Raw genomic sequence first — 13,511 nt, forward strand, 5'->3', positions numbered from 1 at the left:
CACTGATAGCCCGATTGCGTCACTTCGTTAATTAAAAAAAACGCTGCCTGATTACAGGCAGCGGGGAAATGCGGAAATGAAGATCGGTCAGGACTCCATTGCTGCATCGTAGAGCAGAAGAACTTTACGGATATGCGCAGCAAGCGATTCCCGTGAGCAGACCAGATTCACTTCGTAGTATTCCATCTCGATCAGTTCGGGATGTTCGGTAACGCGCTCAAACTGGATCTCGCGAAAGCCGATTCCGCGGTTAGACTCGCGCTCCATAGCATCAGCTACAGAGCGGAGAGCGTCAGGGTCCAGAGCATCCTCTTCCATGTTGAGGATCATATAATGCCACATTTCATCCGCTTCTGGATCAATGGGGCGGTGGATTTGAGCAAGATGACGAAGCAGCTCTATGTTCGTTTCCATCCTTGCACTCCTTTCCATTAGCACGGGCACAGCTGATTACTGTAAGCTACAAGCTTATTGATTGGGCGCCCAGCTATCGTGCAGCCGAAGCGGCCATTAGTAATCCGTACTGGAGATTTCCCTGAACGACACGGATTTACGATGGTTGTACGGGCAGTGAGAATGAATAGCCGCCAGATTTCCCTGCGCATCCGGCTGAACTCTGCCTGCAACGCCGATGATCTTGCCGTCCGGTCCGACAACTTCTTCCCGGAAGAGATAGGTGAGAAGTTGACCCTTGGGATCGGTTAAGGCTTCCAGCCGATTGCCCAGAATAGATTTGTTAAGGGCGCGTTCACCAAGCAGATCAATCTCAGCAGAGGTGTAATGCTTGGGATAGATCGTTTTGCTGTAGGTGACGGAAGAGAAAATTTCGCCCGTCAGGGGGTTATCCGCGGTCCTCTGGACCGCTACCTTGCGGATTCCGTTCTCCGGTAATTCTTCTACTGTAAGAAGCGTGTAGCTGTCACGTTCCAGCACGTGAATCAGCTCCGCCCAGTTGTGCAGGCCTTGAAAATTCCATTTCCCCCGGAAAGGGGAGGCGGAGTCAGGAGGCGTGATTCCGCCATCATGGACATGACTGCGGGTAAGATCCGTTGTGAAACGGAGAACATGTTCAGGAGCGGGCGATGCGTTCTCTTTTTCTTTAGTCGGAGGGGTTCCCCCCTCTTCCTGAGGTTCCTCCGTTTCATCTCTCTGATCCTTTTCGAATTCACTGCTCATGGAAGATGCTGTACCCGCAGTCTCATCACGATGAAGAGACTGCTGGAGCCGTTTCATTCCTTGCTTAAGAGCCAGGGCGGCTGCATGTGCAGGGGAATGATTCAGCAAGTAGTCAAGCCCGCCGGAAAGTGAAAAAGAAGCGCCTTCCGCAGCCCCGGTGCTCTTAATAGAAGTTGCCCTTCCTCCTGCGAATGCTCTTCCAGCCGTACTCCAGAAAGGGAAGAAGGAGCAGGATAGGATGAACGCGCCGAAGAAGAAGGCTAACTTGGCCCATCCTGACTGACTGTCCCACCAGATGGAGCCTGCGCTTTGCAGACAGGACACACAAGCTGTTCCTGAAGCGCCCGATCCGGCGGCTGCCGCTTCCAAGAATGCCATTCCAGCCGCTGTAAGACTAACCGTACCTAAGAGGATGACCCCGGTGACAGAAGCGAGGGACTGCAGAGTATTCATCCGGTCTTGAAGCTCCCCGAGGCGCCTTTTGGCTTCTTTTTGGCCATAGAGCAGGGTGAAAGCTAACCTGCGGCGGGTCCGGTAGAAATGAATCAGACTGATATAACGTTCAGGCCCGTCAAGAAATGCCTTCGCAGATCGGTAAATTTCACCGGACGGCTTCAGACGCGTCTCATCAGGAAGCAGCGTCAGGCCGTTTCGGACACGGTTGAGATCATAATAATCCCGGATAATTGCGGCAATAAACATCAGCACGAACAGGATTTTCATGGAAGACCCGCTGCCGAGTGTCGTATGCAGTCCATTCAGCCATATAGTCTGACTGCCGTTATGTACGGCGTGATCGGCAATGGCCCATAGCAGCAGAAATACGGGAAGCGCATAAGCCGATGAGCCGATGGTCCGGCGTAACCGGACGGCGAAACCGATGCCCAGTGCGCATAGCGCTGTAGCTGCCGCGTGTCCGGCCCAGGACAGGGCAAGCTCCTGATCGGCGGAAGGAAGAAAGCGAAGGATCTTCCAGACCAGATAGCCGCCGGAAGCTTCATCCTGATTAAGCAGTCCGGCATTGGCTTGCAGTCTCATCAAGGTTTCCTCGACCCACTGAAAACCAGCCCCGGTTGCTCCGCCGATCAGTGCATAATCGGTCAGACTTAAAGACGTGGCTCTGCGGGAAATCCACAGGAACAACAGAAGCGGAGACAGCTTCATCATCTCCTCCGTAATCGGTGCAACGAGCGCTGCATTCCATCTGGCGAATGCAGCCGCATCCAGCGGCACGAAGATGACGGAGACGAGCATCGTGTTCAGCGGGGCAATAATCCATGCTCCTATAAGCAGGAATCCTGCGTAGGCGCCCCAGCTGAGTGTTTTGGAACGGGCTAAGATCCATAGCTGCCAAATGACGTAGAATGCGGCGAGTGCCTGGAAAAGTATGAGCCGGCTCTCCTTCATTAAAAAGAAAGAGAGAATGAAAGCGGCAAGCGCGACCCAGGCAAACAGCGAATACATTTGTATAAGACGCGGAGATTTTGTGACGCTCTTTCTCCATAAGAGAAGGATTCTGTCCGCAGCCGATCGTATTTTAAACCGTAACCCAGAGAAAATCATCAGACGTATTTCCTTTCTTTGCAGCCGTTTCCAAACAGAAACCGCCACCCGGTAACTAAGAAGAAGTAAGCCAGGCAGACGGTCGTATCTGTTTACCCGCGAGCAGACCTGATCGAATCAAGCTTATGTGAGCCGGGAGCCTTGGCTGTTCTTTATAAGGATTCGTACTCAGAACCCCAAATCAGACCACAGTATAAGGCATATGCATGGTCTTTGGCAATTCAGCGTTGATTTCTGGCTGGAAGCTGTGAGAAGGTAAGAACAGGCAATGAGGAGATACAACGGTTCCTGCAGACAGGAATGTACGGGACATTGGAGGTTTCTGTGAAAATTTTAATTCCATTTAACCCGGATGCACAACAGTTTTCTTATAAAAATGAAGCCCTTTATCATGCGCTCCGGGACAGTATGATTGAGGGGAAGCTCACTTACGGGACCAAACTGCCCTCCAGCCGAGAGGCCGCAAGCACCTATGGAGTATCCCGGGGACTGGTAACGCAAGTGTATGAAATGTTAATGTCGGAAGGATTTGTAGAAGCGGTCCCGGGAAAAGGCACGTATGTTGCTTACCGGAGTGGACCGGGCAAAACTCCTTCTATTTCTAATAATAAGGTAGAACTGTCTGTTTGGGGAAGTAAGCTGGCCGAGGCGATTCGTGAGCCGGTAAAGGCGCATGCAGGCGATGCAGGTGCACCAGTCGGCGCTAGCCTGCAAGAGACGGGTGCTGCTCCCGCAGAGCGCATCGAGTTCGAGCTGGCGGGCGCGGACGCGGCTGCCTTCCCGCGGCAGGCGTGGAACCGCTGCCTGCACGAGCAGGTGCGCAGCAGCGATTACACGAGCAGGCCTCTGCAGGACCCGCTGGGCGATCCTGCGCTGCGCGCGGCGGTTTCGCTGCATCTGCGGCGCTCCCGCAGCATCGATGCCGATCCGGACCGCATCGCGATCGTGAACGGCTCGATGCAGGCGATCGCGCTGACGATGCAGCTGCTTGTGAACCCGGGCGATCCCGTCATCGTGGAATCGCCCGGGTACGGCGGAGCGCGGCGGGCCGCGGCAGCCGTGGGAGGGGTGCCCGTCGATGCCGTTATCGACGAACAGGGGATTGTACCGCAGCCATGGGAAGCCCGGCTGTTGTTCGTCACCCCCGGCCGGCAGTTCCCGACCGGGGTCCAGCTGCCGCTGGCGCGCAGGCAGGAGCTGCTGCGCTGGGCGGGCAAGCGCGGTGGCATCATCATCGAAGATGATTATGACACCGAGTTCCGCTACGCGGGGCGGCCGATCGAGCCGCTGAAGGCGCTCGACCGGGAGGACCGTGTCGTCTTCATCGGCACGTTCTCGCGGACGATGTACGACGGGCTCCGTCTCGGCTACGTGGTGCTGCCGCACTGGCTGGCAGAGCCCTTCAGAGTGGCCAAGAAGCTGTATGAGCCTCATCCGGCAGCTCTTCTGGAGCAGCGCGCACTGGCGGCTTTCATGAACAGCGGCTCCTATGAAAGGCATTTGCGGCGAATGCAGCGGATCTACGGAGCCAAAGCGGCACAGCTCCGCTTAGAGCTGGAGCCATTGTCGGCTGCGTTCGAGTGGCTGCCCAACGAGGCGGGTATCCACATATTCGGATGGTGGAAGGGCGCCCCTTCTGACTACGCAGCCTTTATGGCGGAGTGCGGGCGTCGGGGTGTGATCTGGCGAGATGCGGCGCCCTATCTCGGCAATGGTTCCGGAGCTGCGGCCTGTCTGGGCTTCAGCCATTTGAGTGCCGCAGAAATTAGCAGAGGGACGGCTTTGATGGCCGAAGTGCTCCGTAATTTTTATGAACAGAAAGGTACACCGGAAGGAATCTCGTCTAAATTATGCTATGATGAGAAATAGAGACAGGCCTCTCAGGGTCTTGTCGATGATGGTTAGGCTAAAAGAAACTTCCGTAGGAGTGATACGATTATGGCAGGTTTTATTGGAGGCACCAGTATTATTTTGCGTCTTGAAATCGTCAAAGAACGTACGAATTTTGGGCAAATTGCAACCACGATAGGCGATGCAGGCGGAGATGTGGTGGCAATCGACGTAAACCGGTCCACGAAGACGACTACGGTCCGGGACGTAACCGTTAATGTAAGCGATCAGACTCAGCACGACGCTATCATCAAAGCGTTGAACGCGCTGGACGGTGTGAAAGTAGTTAACGTGTCCGATCAGACATTCCTGCTGCATCTGGGCGGTAAAATCGAGACCACTCCCAAAATACCGATCAAAAACCGCGATGATCTGTCCCGTGTGTACACACCTGGTGTCGCAAATGTTTGCATGGCTATTCATGAAGATCCTTCCAAGGCTTACTCGCTCACCATCAAAAGAAATACGGTAGCGGTTGTATCGGATGGAACAGCAGTGCTGGGTCTGGGGAATATCGGACCGGAAGCTGCTATGCCGGTTATGGAAGGTAAAGCTATGCTATTCAAGCAATTGGCTGGGGTGGATGCTTTTCCGATCTGTCTCAACACACAGGATACGGAAGAAATCATCTCTATTGTGAAAGCGATTGCACCGGGGTTCGGCGGTATCAATTTGGAAGATATCTCGTCTCCTCGCTGCTTTGAAATTGAACAAAGGTTAATTGAAGAACTCGATATTCCGGTTTTCCATGATGATCAGCATGGCACGGCGGTCGTCCTGCTCGCCGGAATCCTGAACGCGGTCAAAGTTGCCGGGAAGAAGCTGGAGGATTGCAAGGTGGTCGTGTGCGGCATCGGAGCCGCAGGTATAGCCTGCACCAAGATTCTCCTTGCGGCCGGGGTGAAGAATGTGATCGGCGTGGATCGGGCAGGAGCCCTGGTCCGCGGAGAAGAGTATCCTTACGAGCCGTGGAACTGGTATGCCGGGCACACGAATCCTCATGGGGAGAAAGGTAAGCTCTCCGAAGTTATCGTGAATGCGGATATCTTCATCGGGCTGTCCGGTCCGGGTGTCCTGAAAGTGGACGATATCCGCAGCATGGCTGCAGATCCGATCGTCTTTGCTATGGCGAACCCTACGCCGGAAATCTCTCCCGAGGAAGCAGAGCCATACGTAAGAGTAATGGCGACGGGCCGTTCCGACTATCCGAACCAGATCAATAACGTACTCTGCTTCCCGGGTCTCTTCCGCGGATTGCTGGACTGCCGTGCGTCGCGGGTGAATGAGCAGATGAAGCTGGCTGCGGCCAAAGCGATTGCTTCGGTCGTTTCGGATGACGAACTGAACGAATTCTATATAATACCGAGCGTATTCAATACGCACGTAGCCAAGAAAGTACGTGAAGCCGTAATAGCGGCTGCTTTCGAGACGGGAGTCGCCCGCCGTAAAAGCGCCGATATCCGCGGCGAAGAAGAGAATGGAGAGAAGCCGGCCGGCGGGGGATCGGGTATGCTATAATTAGCACCAGATTCAAAGTTCATCCGAAAGCAGGCGATCCTCTTGTTTCAAACCGCTTCTTATGAAGGAACCCGCGAAGAGCAGTATCATCTGGTCATCGCGCAGTTGAAAGCACTAATTGACGGAGAGACGAGCCGCATTGCGAACTTGGCGAACGCTTCGGCGCTGCTCGGCCAATTTCTCCACGATATAAATTGGGTTGGTTTTTATTTGCTGGAAGGGGAGCAGCTCGTGCTCGGGCCCTTCCAGGGCCTGCCGGCCTGCGTCCGCATCCCGCTTGGCAGAGGCGTATGCGGAACGGCTGCAGAGCGGCGCGAGACGCTGGTGATCGAAGACGTGGAGCAGTTCCCGGGCCATATTGCTTGTGATGCCGCTTCCCGGTCAGAGATCGTCGTGCCGATCGTTAAGGACGATGAGCTGCTCGGTGTTCTTGACATCGACAGCCCTCAGCTGGCCAGGTTCGATTCCGTGGACCGCAGCATGCTGGAACGATTCGTTGCGGAGCTGACCGCTCAGCTGTAAGATTATTAAACCTTCGCGCTTTAAGGTGCGGAGGTTTTTTTGTTCATATGAGGGGCGGACGAAGAAGGTTTGGACCAGAGGGCTTCAGGAACTGGACTAATCAAATACTTCCTAAGCAGCAGCTTATGATCGACCAACCCTCCGATCACTTCTGTCTTGCGCATATATACCTCCGGCATATTCATGATGCTTGTTCCTCCCGAAAGATCGGTGAAAAGCAGAGCGAATCTTCCAAGCAGAAAATACTTTTGCTTGCAGTGAGCTGCACACATCTTAGCTCTTTGGTTGTGTGGATAAAGATACGTTCCTTTGTCTATAAAGTTACGATAAATCGCGGGCTGTTGACAAATCGGATGATGGATTCCTAAGATATGGGTACCGGTGGAACTAATATCCGGGAATCAGGATTGGAAAATGAGGTGCACAGATTGCCTACTATTACAGGTGTAAATGTACAGATGGACAGGGAACCGCTGCTTCATCCGTTTGGTTTCAAGGGGGGACAGTTAACCGAGCTTTGGCAGCCTATCGTTAAGCTGCAAGGCGACAGAGGATACAGGGGGACTGGGGTTGGTGTTCAAAGTCCGCTCTGGTCCGATACCCGTTTGATGGCGACTCTGGGTGAGCAGGATGCCAACAGGCTGATGATGGAGTGGACTCAGGAAGCAGCTTCCCGTCTGGAAGGGGTCACGTTTGAGCATCCGGTCGATTTGTTCGGGCAGCTTCGCTCGCTGAGAGCGGATACCTGGTTCGCTGATAAAGGGTTCGAATCCGTTCGTCCGACCTTTGTTTTGAATGCGCTTGCAGCGATTGATTTCGCAGCCTGGGTGCTGTACGCGCGTGAGAAGGGGACTTCCCGCTTCGTTGATCTGCTGCCTGAGTCCTGCACGTCCATCCTTAAGCCGGATGCCCCGGCTGTCATGACCGTCCCTGTAGTTGCTTACGGTACGAGTGACGAGGAAATCACGGAGTTGCTCATGGACGGATATTCCGTGCTTAAGATCAAGCTGGGATCGGCACCGGAAGGGTCGTCCGGCAGTGAAGATATGCTGAACTGGGACATGCAGCGTTTCCGTCATATCCACAAGCTGGTTACTTCCCTGGAGGACCGTGCACACATGCCGGAGCCTATCCGCTATTATCTCGACCTTAACGGTCGTTACGAAGCTAAGGATGATCTGCTGCGGCTGTTGGAGGATTCGGAACGCAGCGGTTCGCTGCCGAAGGTTGTGCTGGTCGAAGAGCCGTTCCTGAGCGGCGGGGAAATAACGGTGGATGATGTGCCGGCGTGTATAGCAGCCGATGAAAGCATCCAGTCCGAAGAGGACGCACGGCACTATATGGACCTCGGATACGGAGCGATCGCCCTGAAACCGGCTGCCAAGTCAATGAGCCTCAGCATTCAGGTGGCAGCGCTTGCATCTGAGCGCGGAGTACCCTGCTTCTGCGCCGATTTGACGGCTAGCCCGCTGCTGGTAGAATGGACGCGCGTGCTTGCTGCGCATCTGCAGCCTTTGCCGGGTATGAGCCACAGTCTCATGGAATCGAACGGCCGGCAGAACTACAGCGGATGGGACCGCCTGGAGAGCTATCATCCAGCTGCCGGCGCTGTCTGGACAATCCCCGATAGCGGCCGGTTCCTGCTGGATGAAGCCTTTTATAAGAGAAGCGGTGGGGTCTTTGAACTTAGCGGGTATTACGAGAAGCGTTGACAGGCGTGAGATTGAGGACTTCTTTGAGGTAGGAAGATAAGGAATCGAGATGATTGCCGATAAAGAAATCCTGATCTTTGGAAGCGCGCTGTGCTGCCGGCACCATGGATAACTGGGCGGTAAATACCAGCTGACGCGGATTCTCCTCGAGCATGTGAGTGAGTCCCCGTGCAACCGTATCAATATAATCGTTCTTCTTGCCCTGCATAAGGAGCTGGAAGGTGTTCTCGAGAAGAACGGGTTTGACGCTGATTTCTTTGCCTGCTTTATCCGCATAGGCAGTCAGCTGGCGCATCGTCCCCTCGACTGTATCCGGGTTGGTAAATACAAGTGTCGTCGGCCGGTCAAGCTGGCACATTTTGTGGAACAATGGATCATCGATCTTAATCACAGGAATCCCGTAAGGAAGAGATTCAGGCAAATGCGATGTAAAAAACGTACACGTAATTAAAATAGCATCCACATGGCAGCGGGAGATCCAATCCAAGGCTGCCTTTATTTTGTCCTGAATTAATTCTTCGGAGAAGTCGGCATCCTGTTTAATCCGGTCCAGTCCCGGATCTACGAAATGGACCAGCTCTACATTAAAAGAGCTGAGCGCTTTATCAATGTATTCAATGTTGGAATAATGGGCATGAAAACAACCGATTCTGATCACGTAAGACACCCCGTCCTTGAAAGTTGTCTATGAAGTATATCAGGCAGGACGAGGTTTGACAATGAGAACGGAATCCTAAAACATCCGGAAAGTTCCTATATAATGGAAAATTATTATTTTCCTGATTGCATCGTAATAAATCGGATCAGTTCCTTGTTAACCTTGCCAACCTCACAGTAAAACAAGCCATGACCGCTGTACTGGAAAGGAATGAGCTGAGAATTTCTGATCCCGGCCCGGGTAGCCTCCGCTAGAGGAAAAGGACAGATCTGATCCTGCAGGCCGTGTAAAATAATGGTTGGAACTGTAATCTTGGATAAGTCCTGCCGCAGGTCTTCATCACGCAGCGAAGCTGCTACCATAGCCGTTGCATGGCCGGATGCCTCAAGGCCCAGACTATGGAACCAGTTCTCTAGAGGCACAGATATGTAGCGTGCAAAGAAACGGCTCCCGAAGTCCTTGATCATTTGCGGACGATCCGTATAAGAGGCCTGAATAAGCAGGTTTACTTCATCCGGGTTCATGCCGTGGGGAAAGCCGGGCTTTTGTGTAAAAGAAGGGGCGGCCGCTCCAAGCAGAGCAAGCCTCTCAATCCGGTGTCCCGCGTGTTTGGCCATATACCGGATGGCGATCGCTCCTCCTACAGAAAATCCGATCAGCGTGATTTTGTCCAGCTGGAGGGCGTCAATCACTATTCGCAGATCGTCTGCAAGCCGATTGTAAGAATAGCCCTCCCAAGGTTTGTCGGATTTGCCGAAACCGCGAAGGTCGATGGCAACGCAGCGTATTCCCGCTTTGGGGAGCTGATTGAACTGATACTCATACATCTGATGATTGACCGGCCACCCGTGAATGAACAAAGCGGTCTGCGCCCCGCCCGGATTCAAATCTTCGACATAAATATTAACGCCCCGTTCCACCGGTATATAAAACCCCATTCATGAACCCTCCCTTAAGATAGTAAGATTCGGATTAGATTAGTGTATGAGGAAGAGGTTGGACAATATATCCGGGATGGGGGTACGGCTGGAGGAACAATGGTGATTTTTGCATACAACAAAACAAGCCGGCACAGGAGAATCGTGCCGGCTTGTCTGGTCTTACTGATACGTAATGCAAAGGCTGGATCTAGATTTCAGACGACCATTCCTTGAGTTTGCGGTCCGATGGGAGCAGCAGCGTCAGAATGCCCAGAATGAGCAGGTAGCCGGAGAGCTTCATAATGAGGCTGATGCCGTAGACGTCAATCAGACTGCCCAGCACGAGTGCGCCTAAGCCGCCCATACCGAAGGCGAATCCGGTAATAAGTCCGGAGACCATGCCGACTTTGCCGGGTATGAGGGTCTGGGCGTACACCACCGTGACGGAGAAACTGGAGAAGGCGATGAATCCGATCAGCGGCAGCAGTATGGCTGCCCATTCCAAGCTTACATAAGGGATTAGTACAGCTAACGGTGCGCCTCCCAGCATGGAGCCGAGAATGATCGTTTTCTGGCCGAACCGGTCTGCAAGCGGACCGCCGAAGAATGTGCCGAGTGCTCCAGCTGCAAGGAATAAGAAAATATAGATTTGCGCTTGCTCCAGTGTGGTGCCGACCACATCGCGCAAATAGAACGCGTAATAGCTGGTCATGGCAGCGGAATACCAGGAACGGACGAAGACCAGGAACACAAGGACAATAATAGCGGAGACGATCTGCTTCCGCTTGGTCGGGTCCATTGTGCGCTGGACGGTCTTCTTGGCGGTAGTGGCGCCTGCTGCGAGCAGACCCCGGTACCAGAAGGCGATGTAGGTCTGCACGAGCATGGCGGCGCCTGCAACGAGCGTGAACCAGATCGCGCCGAACTGGCCGAGCGGGATGAAGATCCACTTGGTCAGCAGCGGAGCCAGCGACTGGCCGGCGTTGCCGCCGACCTGGAAGATCGACTGGGCGAGTCCTTTGCGTGAACCGGCAGCCAGATGCGCGACCTTGGAGCCCTGCGGATGGAACGCGGCCGAGCCGAGGCCGACCAGCGATACGGCGAGCAGAACGAAGCCGTAGGACGGCGCGTATGCGAGCAGGAGCATGCCGAGGAACGTGGCGGCCATGCCCAGAGGAAGCATGTACGGCTTGGGCTTCCGGTCTGTATAGATGCCGATTACCGGCTGCATAATCGATGCCGTCAAGTTAAAGTAGAACGAGATCCAGCCGATCTGCGAATAATTGAGCTGCATGCTTTCTTTGAGAATCGGATAAATAGCGGGAATGACCGACTGAATCGAGTCATTGAATAAATGGACCAGGCTAATGGCGAACAGCACCCGGTATACGGTCGGATTGGACACTGGTACTCCTGCTGAGGGCCTTACAGTGCCGGTTTTAACAGCCCCAGGGATTGACATAGGGACGGCACTCCTTTCAAATCTTAGTGACCCGGACGCTTCAGTGTACCCAGACGTTCTCCCATCCGTACTTTGCTTCCGACAGTGAGATCGGTACGCGGAGTCAGGATATCGTTCTCCGTGACGAGCACGACTGTGGAGCCGAATTCGAAGTAGGCAAGATCATCGCCGGCTTTCAGGATAGAAGGAAGCGCATCTACGTATTGGATGCTGCTTACGTTCATGGCTCCAACCTTCACGACGGCAACTTCTCCGGCGTCATGTTCCATGACGGTGATGAGGCGCTCATTGCGGCTGAGAACGCGTTTCATATGGCGCAGCCCGAATTCGTTAACCGGATATACTTTGCCGGGAACGTGTTCTTTCTCGAGAACCTCACCTGTAATCGGTGAGTGAATCCGGTGATAGTCGGTCGGGCTCAAGTAGAGCACGAAGAAAAATCCTCTGTCATAGTTGATGGTGCGCGGTGAACGGTTGAGCAGCTCCTCAATCGTGTAGTCCTGCCCCTTCACTTGAAGCATCTGGCCCGAATCTACCGGTCCCATACCGGTGATAACGGCATCGACCGGACTGACAAGCGCGCTCGGATCAGGTTCGATCAATCGCAGCCCCGGTTTCAGGCGACGGGTGAAAAATTCATTAAGGGTAGCGTATTCCGCGATAGCCTTCTCTGCGTCTTCGACCGGAATACCGTAAGTCCTGGCAAACCAGGGAATGAGCGGACGGCTGGCAGCGGATTTGGAAAACGAACCAGTCATCCGGGAGATCCATTTGCGGGATGAGAGTTCCGTTAGAAGTCGAAACAATGGTTTCATGCTAATTCAAGTGCTCCTATCTATGGTTGATCGTTCTCTTCGCTTTATCTTGCCATAGAATAAACGTTTTGACAATTGCGGAAACCGCTGTTTTAGGCCAGGATGGAGCCGGAAATGCCGGTTTTAGCGGCTAATAAATAAGATCATCTCTTATTTGAATCCCGTGTAACTCACAAAAATCTCTATACTTCTTTAGTACGGTATAAATATCATCTTGTCCGATAATTTGATTGTTCTCATCAAAATACTGAAGCGAACCCGCTAATATAAAAAGAGTCACCACTTCTTCGTCTTCTGTTATCAAGGTATGAATGTCGCCAGGCGGCTCAAATATAAAGGTGCCTGGAGCAGCCACCCATTCACGCCCTTCATACCTCCAATTACCGTGAATATTATACCCGATCACCGATCCGCCAGTGTGTCTATGTCTGCCCAAAACCTGATGACTCTTAATTTTGAATAAGTAAATCCATGTTCCTGTGCTGAGATCAAAACGCAGCGGTTTGAAATAACAGGAATGATTCTCCGTGAACGGAACCCAGGGCAGTTCTTCGATGTTAACAATTCGTTCCGGCAGCTGAAATTTTTCAGCAAGTTGTATCACCGATTCTTCAATAAGACTATTCATTATGAGCACCTTCATTCCTATGTTGGTGGAGTTATAGTTAATATTCGTAATCTCATCGAAATTTCCCTTTGTTCACCTTTTGCAGACAGGGGGCAGAGCCACAATGGCTGGATCGTACAGGGTGTGCGGCTCGTTATATCTCAAAGGGCCAAGCAGGATGCCGACTGTTATCCTTGTTGGTTTACAGGAAGGGATTTTGGCCGGAGGGGGGTATACCTCAAAAAATAACTGGTACAAAATGTCAAGATTAGTTTATAATAAAAAAGGAGCATTTGAAAGCGCTTACTTTAATTGAACATAGGATAGGAGGAGGCAGTGAATGAAAAAAAGGACTAAGGCTAAGGAGATTAATTACACCCAGATTGTGCAGTCGAGCCAGTTTAAAAAGCTGTTGAAACAAAAAAGGCAGTTTATTTTGCCGCTCTCTTTGTTTTTCTTTGCGTTTTACTTTACGCTGCCGGTTCTTACCTCGTACACTACCGTGCTTAACACTCCTGCAATCGGCCCTATTTCGTGGGCCTGGGTATTTGCGTTTGCTCAATTTATTATGACCTGGGTGCTGTGCATCCTTTATTCCCGGAGAGCTGCGAAGTTCGATGTCATGGTTCAGGAAATCAAACAACAGATGAGAGGCTAATCCGCATTCA

Annotated in this window: 13 protein-coding genes; 5 read left to right on the forward strand and 8 right to left on the reverse strand. The window is 52.8% G+C overall.

Annotated features, from left to right (window positions below; genetic code table 11):
* Positions 1–87: 87 nt before the first annotated feature.
* Positions 88–414 (reverse strand): hypothetical protein, encoded by a 327-nt coding sequence (locus AR333_RS03695; RefSeq protein ID WP_068773968.1) that lies wholly within the window; start codon positions 412–414, stop codon positions 88–90.
* 96 nt (positions 415–510) lie between these two features.
* The gene (locus AR333_RS03700) at positions 511–2,640 is read right to left on the reverse strand and encodes a PrsW family glutamic-type intramembrane protease (protein ID WP_068773969.1); all 2,130 of its coding nucleotides are present in this window, start codon (positions 2,638–2,640) and stop codon (positions 511–513) included.
* A gap of 423 nt (positions 2,641–3,063) precedes the next feature.
* Here AR333_RS03700 and AR333_RS03705 point away from each other — a divergent pair, with 423 nt between their 5' ends.
* The 3 genes from AR333_RS03705 (at position 3,064) to AR333_RS03715 (ending at position 6,669) form a co-directional block, all read left to right on the forward strand.
* Positions 3,064–4,608 (forward strand): PLP-dependent aminotransferase family protein, encoded by a 1,545-nt coding sequence (locus AR333_RS03705; protein WP_084783561.1) that lies wholly within the window; start codon positions 3,064–3,066, stop codon positions 4,606–4,608.
* Between the two features lie 69 nt (positions 4,609–4,677).
* Entirely contained in the window at positions 4,678–6,147 is a 1,470-nt protein-coding gene (locus AR333_RS03710; RefSeq protein ID WP_068773970.1) for an NAD-dependent malic enzyme, read from the forward strand.
* Positions 6,148–6,189: 42 nt separating this feature from the next.
* The gene (locus tag AR333_RS03715) at positions 6,190–6,669 is read left to right on the forward strand and encodes a GAF domain-containing protein (protein WP_068773971.1); all 480 of its coding nucleotides are present in this window, start codon (positions 6,190–6,192) and stop codon (positions 6,667–6,669) included.
* A 20-nt stretch (positions 6,670–6,689) separates the two neighbouring features.
* Here the strand turns inward: AR333_RS03715 and AR333_RS03720 are convergent, their stop codons facing one another.
* A complete protein-coding gene (locus AR333_RS03720) occupies positions 6,690–6,854 on the reverse strand; it encodes a hypothetical protein (protein WP_156430823.1) in 165 nt (54 codons plus the stop codon).
* A gap of 234 nt (positions 6,855–7,088) precedes the next feature.
* On the opposite strand from AR333_RS03720, the gene AR333_RS03725 reads away from it, so the two are divergent.
* Positions 7,089–8,381: an enolase C-terminal domain-like protein gene (locus AR333_RS03725; protein WP_253735781.1), complete on the forward strand. Its 1,293-nt coding sequence runs from the start codon at positions 7,089–7,091 to the stop codon at positions 8,379–8,381.
* Here the strand turns inward: AR333_RS03725 and AR333_RS03730 are convergent.
* The 5 genes from AR333_RS03730 to AR333_RS03750 form a co-directional block, all read right to left on the reverse strand.
* Positions 8,356–9,039 (reverse strand): hypothetical protein, encoded by a 684-nt coding sequence (locus AR333_RS03730; RefSeq protein WP_068773973.1) that lies wholly within the window; start codon positions 9,037–9,039, stop codon positions 8,356–8,358. The genes AR333_RS03725 and AR333_RS03730 overlap by 26 nt on opposite strands.
* Before the next feature lie 113 nt (positions 9,040–9,152).
* Positions 9,153–9,977 (reverse strand): alpha/beta fold hydrolase, encoded by an 825-nt coding sequence (locus AR333_RS03735; protein ID WP_068773974.1) that lies wholly within the window; start codon positions 9,975–9,977, stop codon positions 9,153–9,155.
* Positions 9,978–10,167: 190 nt separating this feature from the next.
* On the reverse strand, positions 10,168–11,421 hold the full coding sequence (locus tag AR333_RS03740; RefSeq protein WP_068773975.1) for an MFS transporter: 1,254 nt from the start codon (positions 11,419–11,421) through the stop codon (positions 10,168–10,170).
* A 23-nt stretch (positions 11,422–11,444) separates the two neighbouring features.
* Complete coding sequence (gene asd / locus AR333_RS03745; RefSeq protein ID WP_068773976.1) at positions 11,445–12,236, reverse strand: archaetidylserine decarboxylase; 792 nt, start codon at positions 12,234–12,236, stop codon at positions 11,445–11,447.
* A 130-nt stretch (positions 12,237–12,366) separates the two neighbouring features.
* Entirely contained in the window at positions 12,367–12,864 is a 498-nt protein-coding gene (locus AR333_RS03750; protein WP_068773977.1) for a 2,4'-dihydroxyacetophenone dioxygenase family protein, read from the reverse strand.
* A gap of 319 nt (positions 12,865–13,183) precedes the next feature.
* On the opposite strand from AR333_RS03750, the gene AR333_RS03760 reads away from it, so the two are divergent.
* Complete coding sequence (locus AR333_RS03760; RefSeq protein ID WP_068773979.1) at positions 13,184–13,501, forward strand: DUF485 domain-containing protein; 318 nt, start codon at positions 13,184–13,186, stop codon at positions 13,499–13,501.
* Positions 13,502–13,511 lie beyond the last annotated feature (10 nt).

The sequence above is a fragment of the Paenibacillus sp. FJAT-26967 genome, assembly GCF_001541095.1.
Lineage (GTDB): Bacteria > Bacillota > Bacilli > Paenibacillales > NBRC-103111 > Paenibacillus_F.

What these genes read in the sequence shown, in the direction of transcription:
- AR333_RS03695 (WP_068773968.1), bottom strand. Translation starts at nt 414, where the DNA reads ATGGAAACGAACATAGAGCTGCTTCGTCATCTTGCTCAAATCCACCGC.
- AR333_RS03700 (WP_068773969.1), bottom strand. Translation starts at nt 2,640, where the DNA reads ATGTATTCGCTGTTTGCCTGGGTCGCGCTTGCCGCTTTCATTCTCTCT.
- AR333_RS03710 (WP_068773970.1), top strand. Translation starts at nt 4,678, where the DNA reads ATGGCAGGTTTTATTGGAGGCACCAGTATTATTTTGCGTCTTGAAATC.
- AR333_RS03720 (WP_156430823.1), bottom strand. Translation starts at nt 6,854, where the DNA reads ATGAATATGCCGGAGGTATATATGCGCAAGACAGAAGTGATCGGAGGG.
- AR333_RS03735 (WP_068773974.1), bottom strand. Translation starts at nt 9,977, where the DNA reads ATGGGGTTTTATATACCGGTGGAACGGGGCGTTAATATTTATGTCGAA.
- AR333_RS03740 (WP_068773975.1), bottom strand. Translation starts at nt 11,421, where the DNA reads ATGTCAATCCCTGGGGCTGTTAAAACCGGCACTGTAAGGCCCTCAGCA.
- asd (WP_068773976.1), bottom strand. Translation starts at nt 12,236, where the DNA reads ATGAAACCATTGTTTCGACTTCTAACGGAACTCTCATCCCGCAAATGG.
- AR333_RS03750 (WP_068773977.1), bottom strand. Translation starts at nt 12,864, where the DNA reads ATGAATAGTCTTATTGAAGAATCGGTGATACAACTTGCTGAAAAATTT.
- AR333_RS03760 (WP_068773979.1), top strand. Translation starts at nt 13,184, where the DNA reads ATGAAAAAAAGGACTAAGGCTAAGGAGATTAATTACACCCAGATTGTG.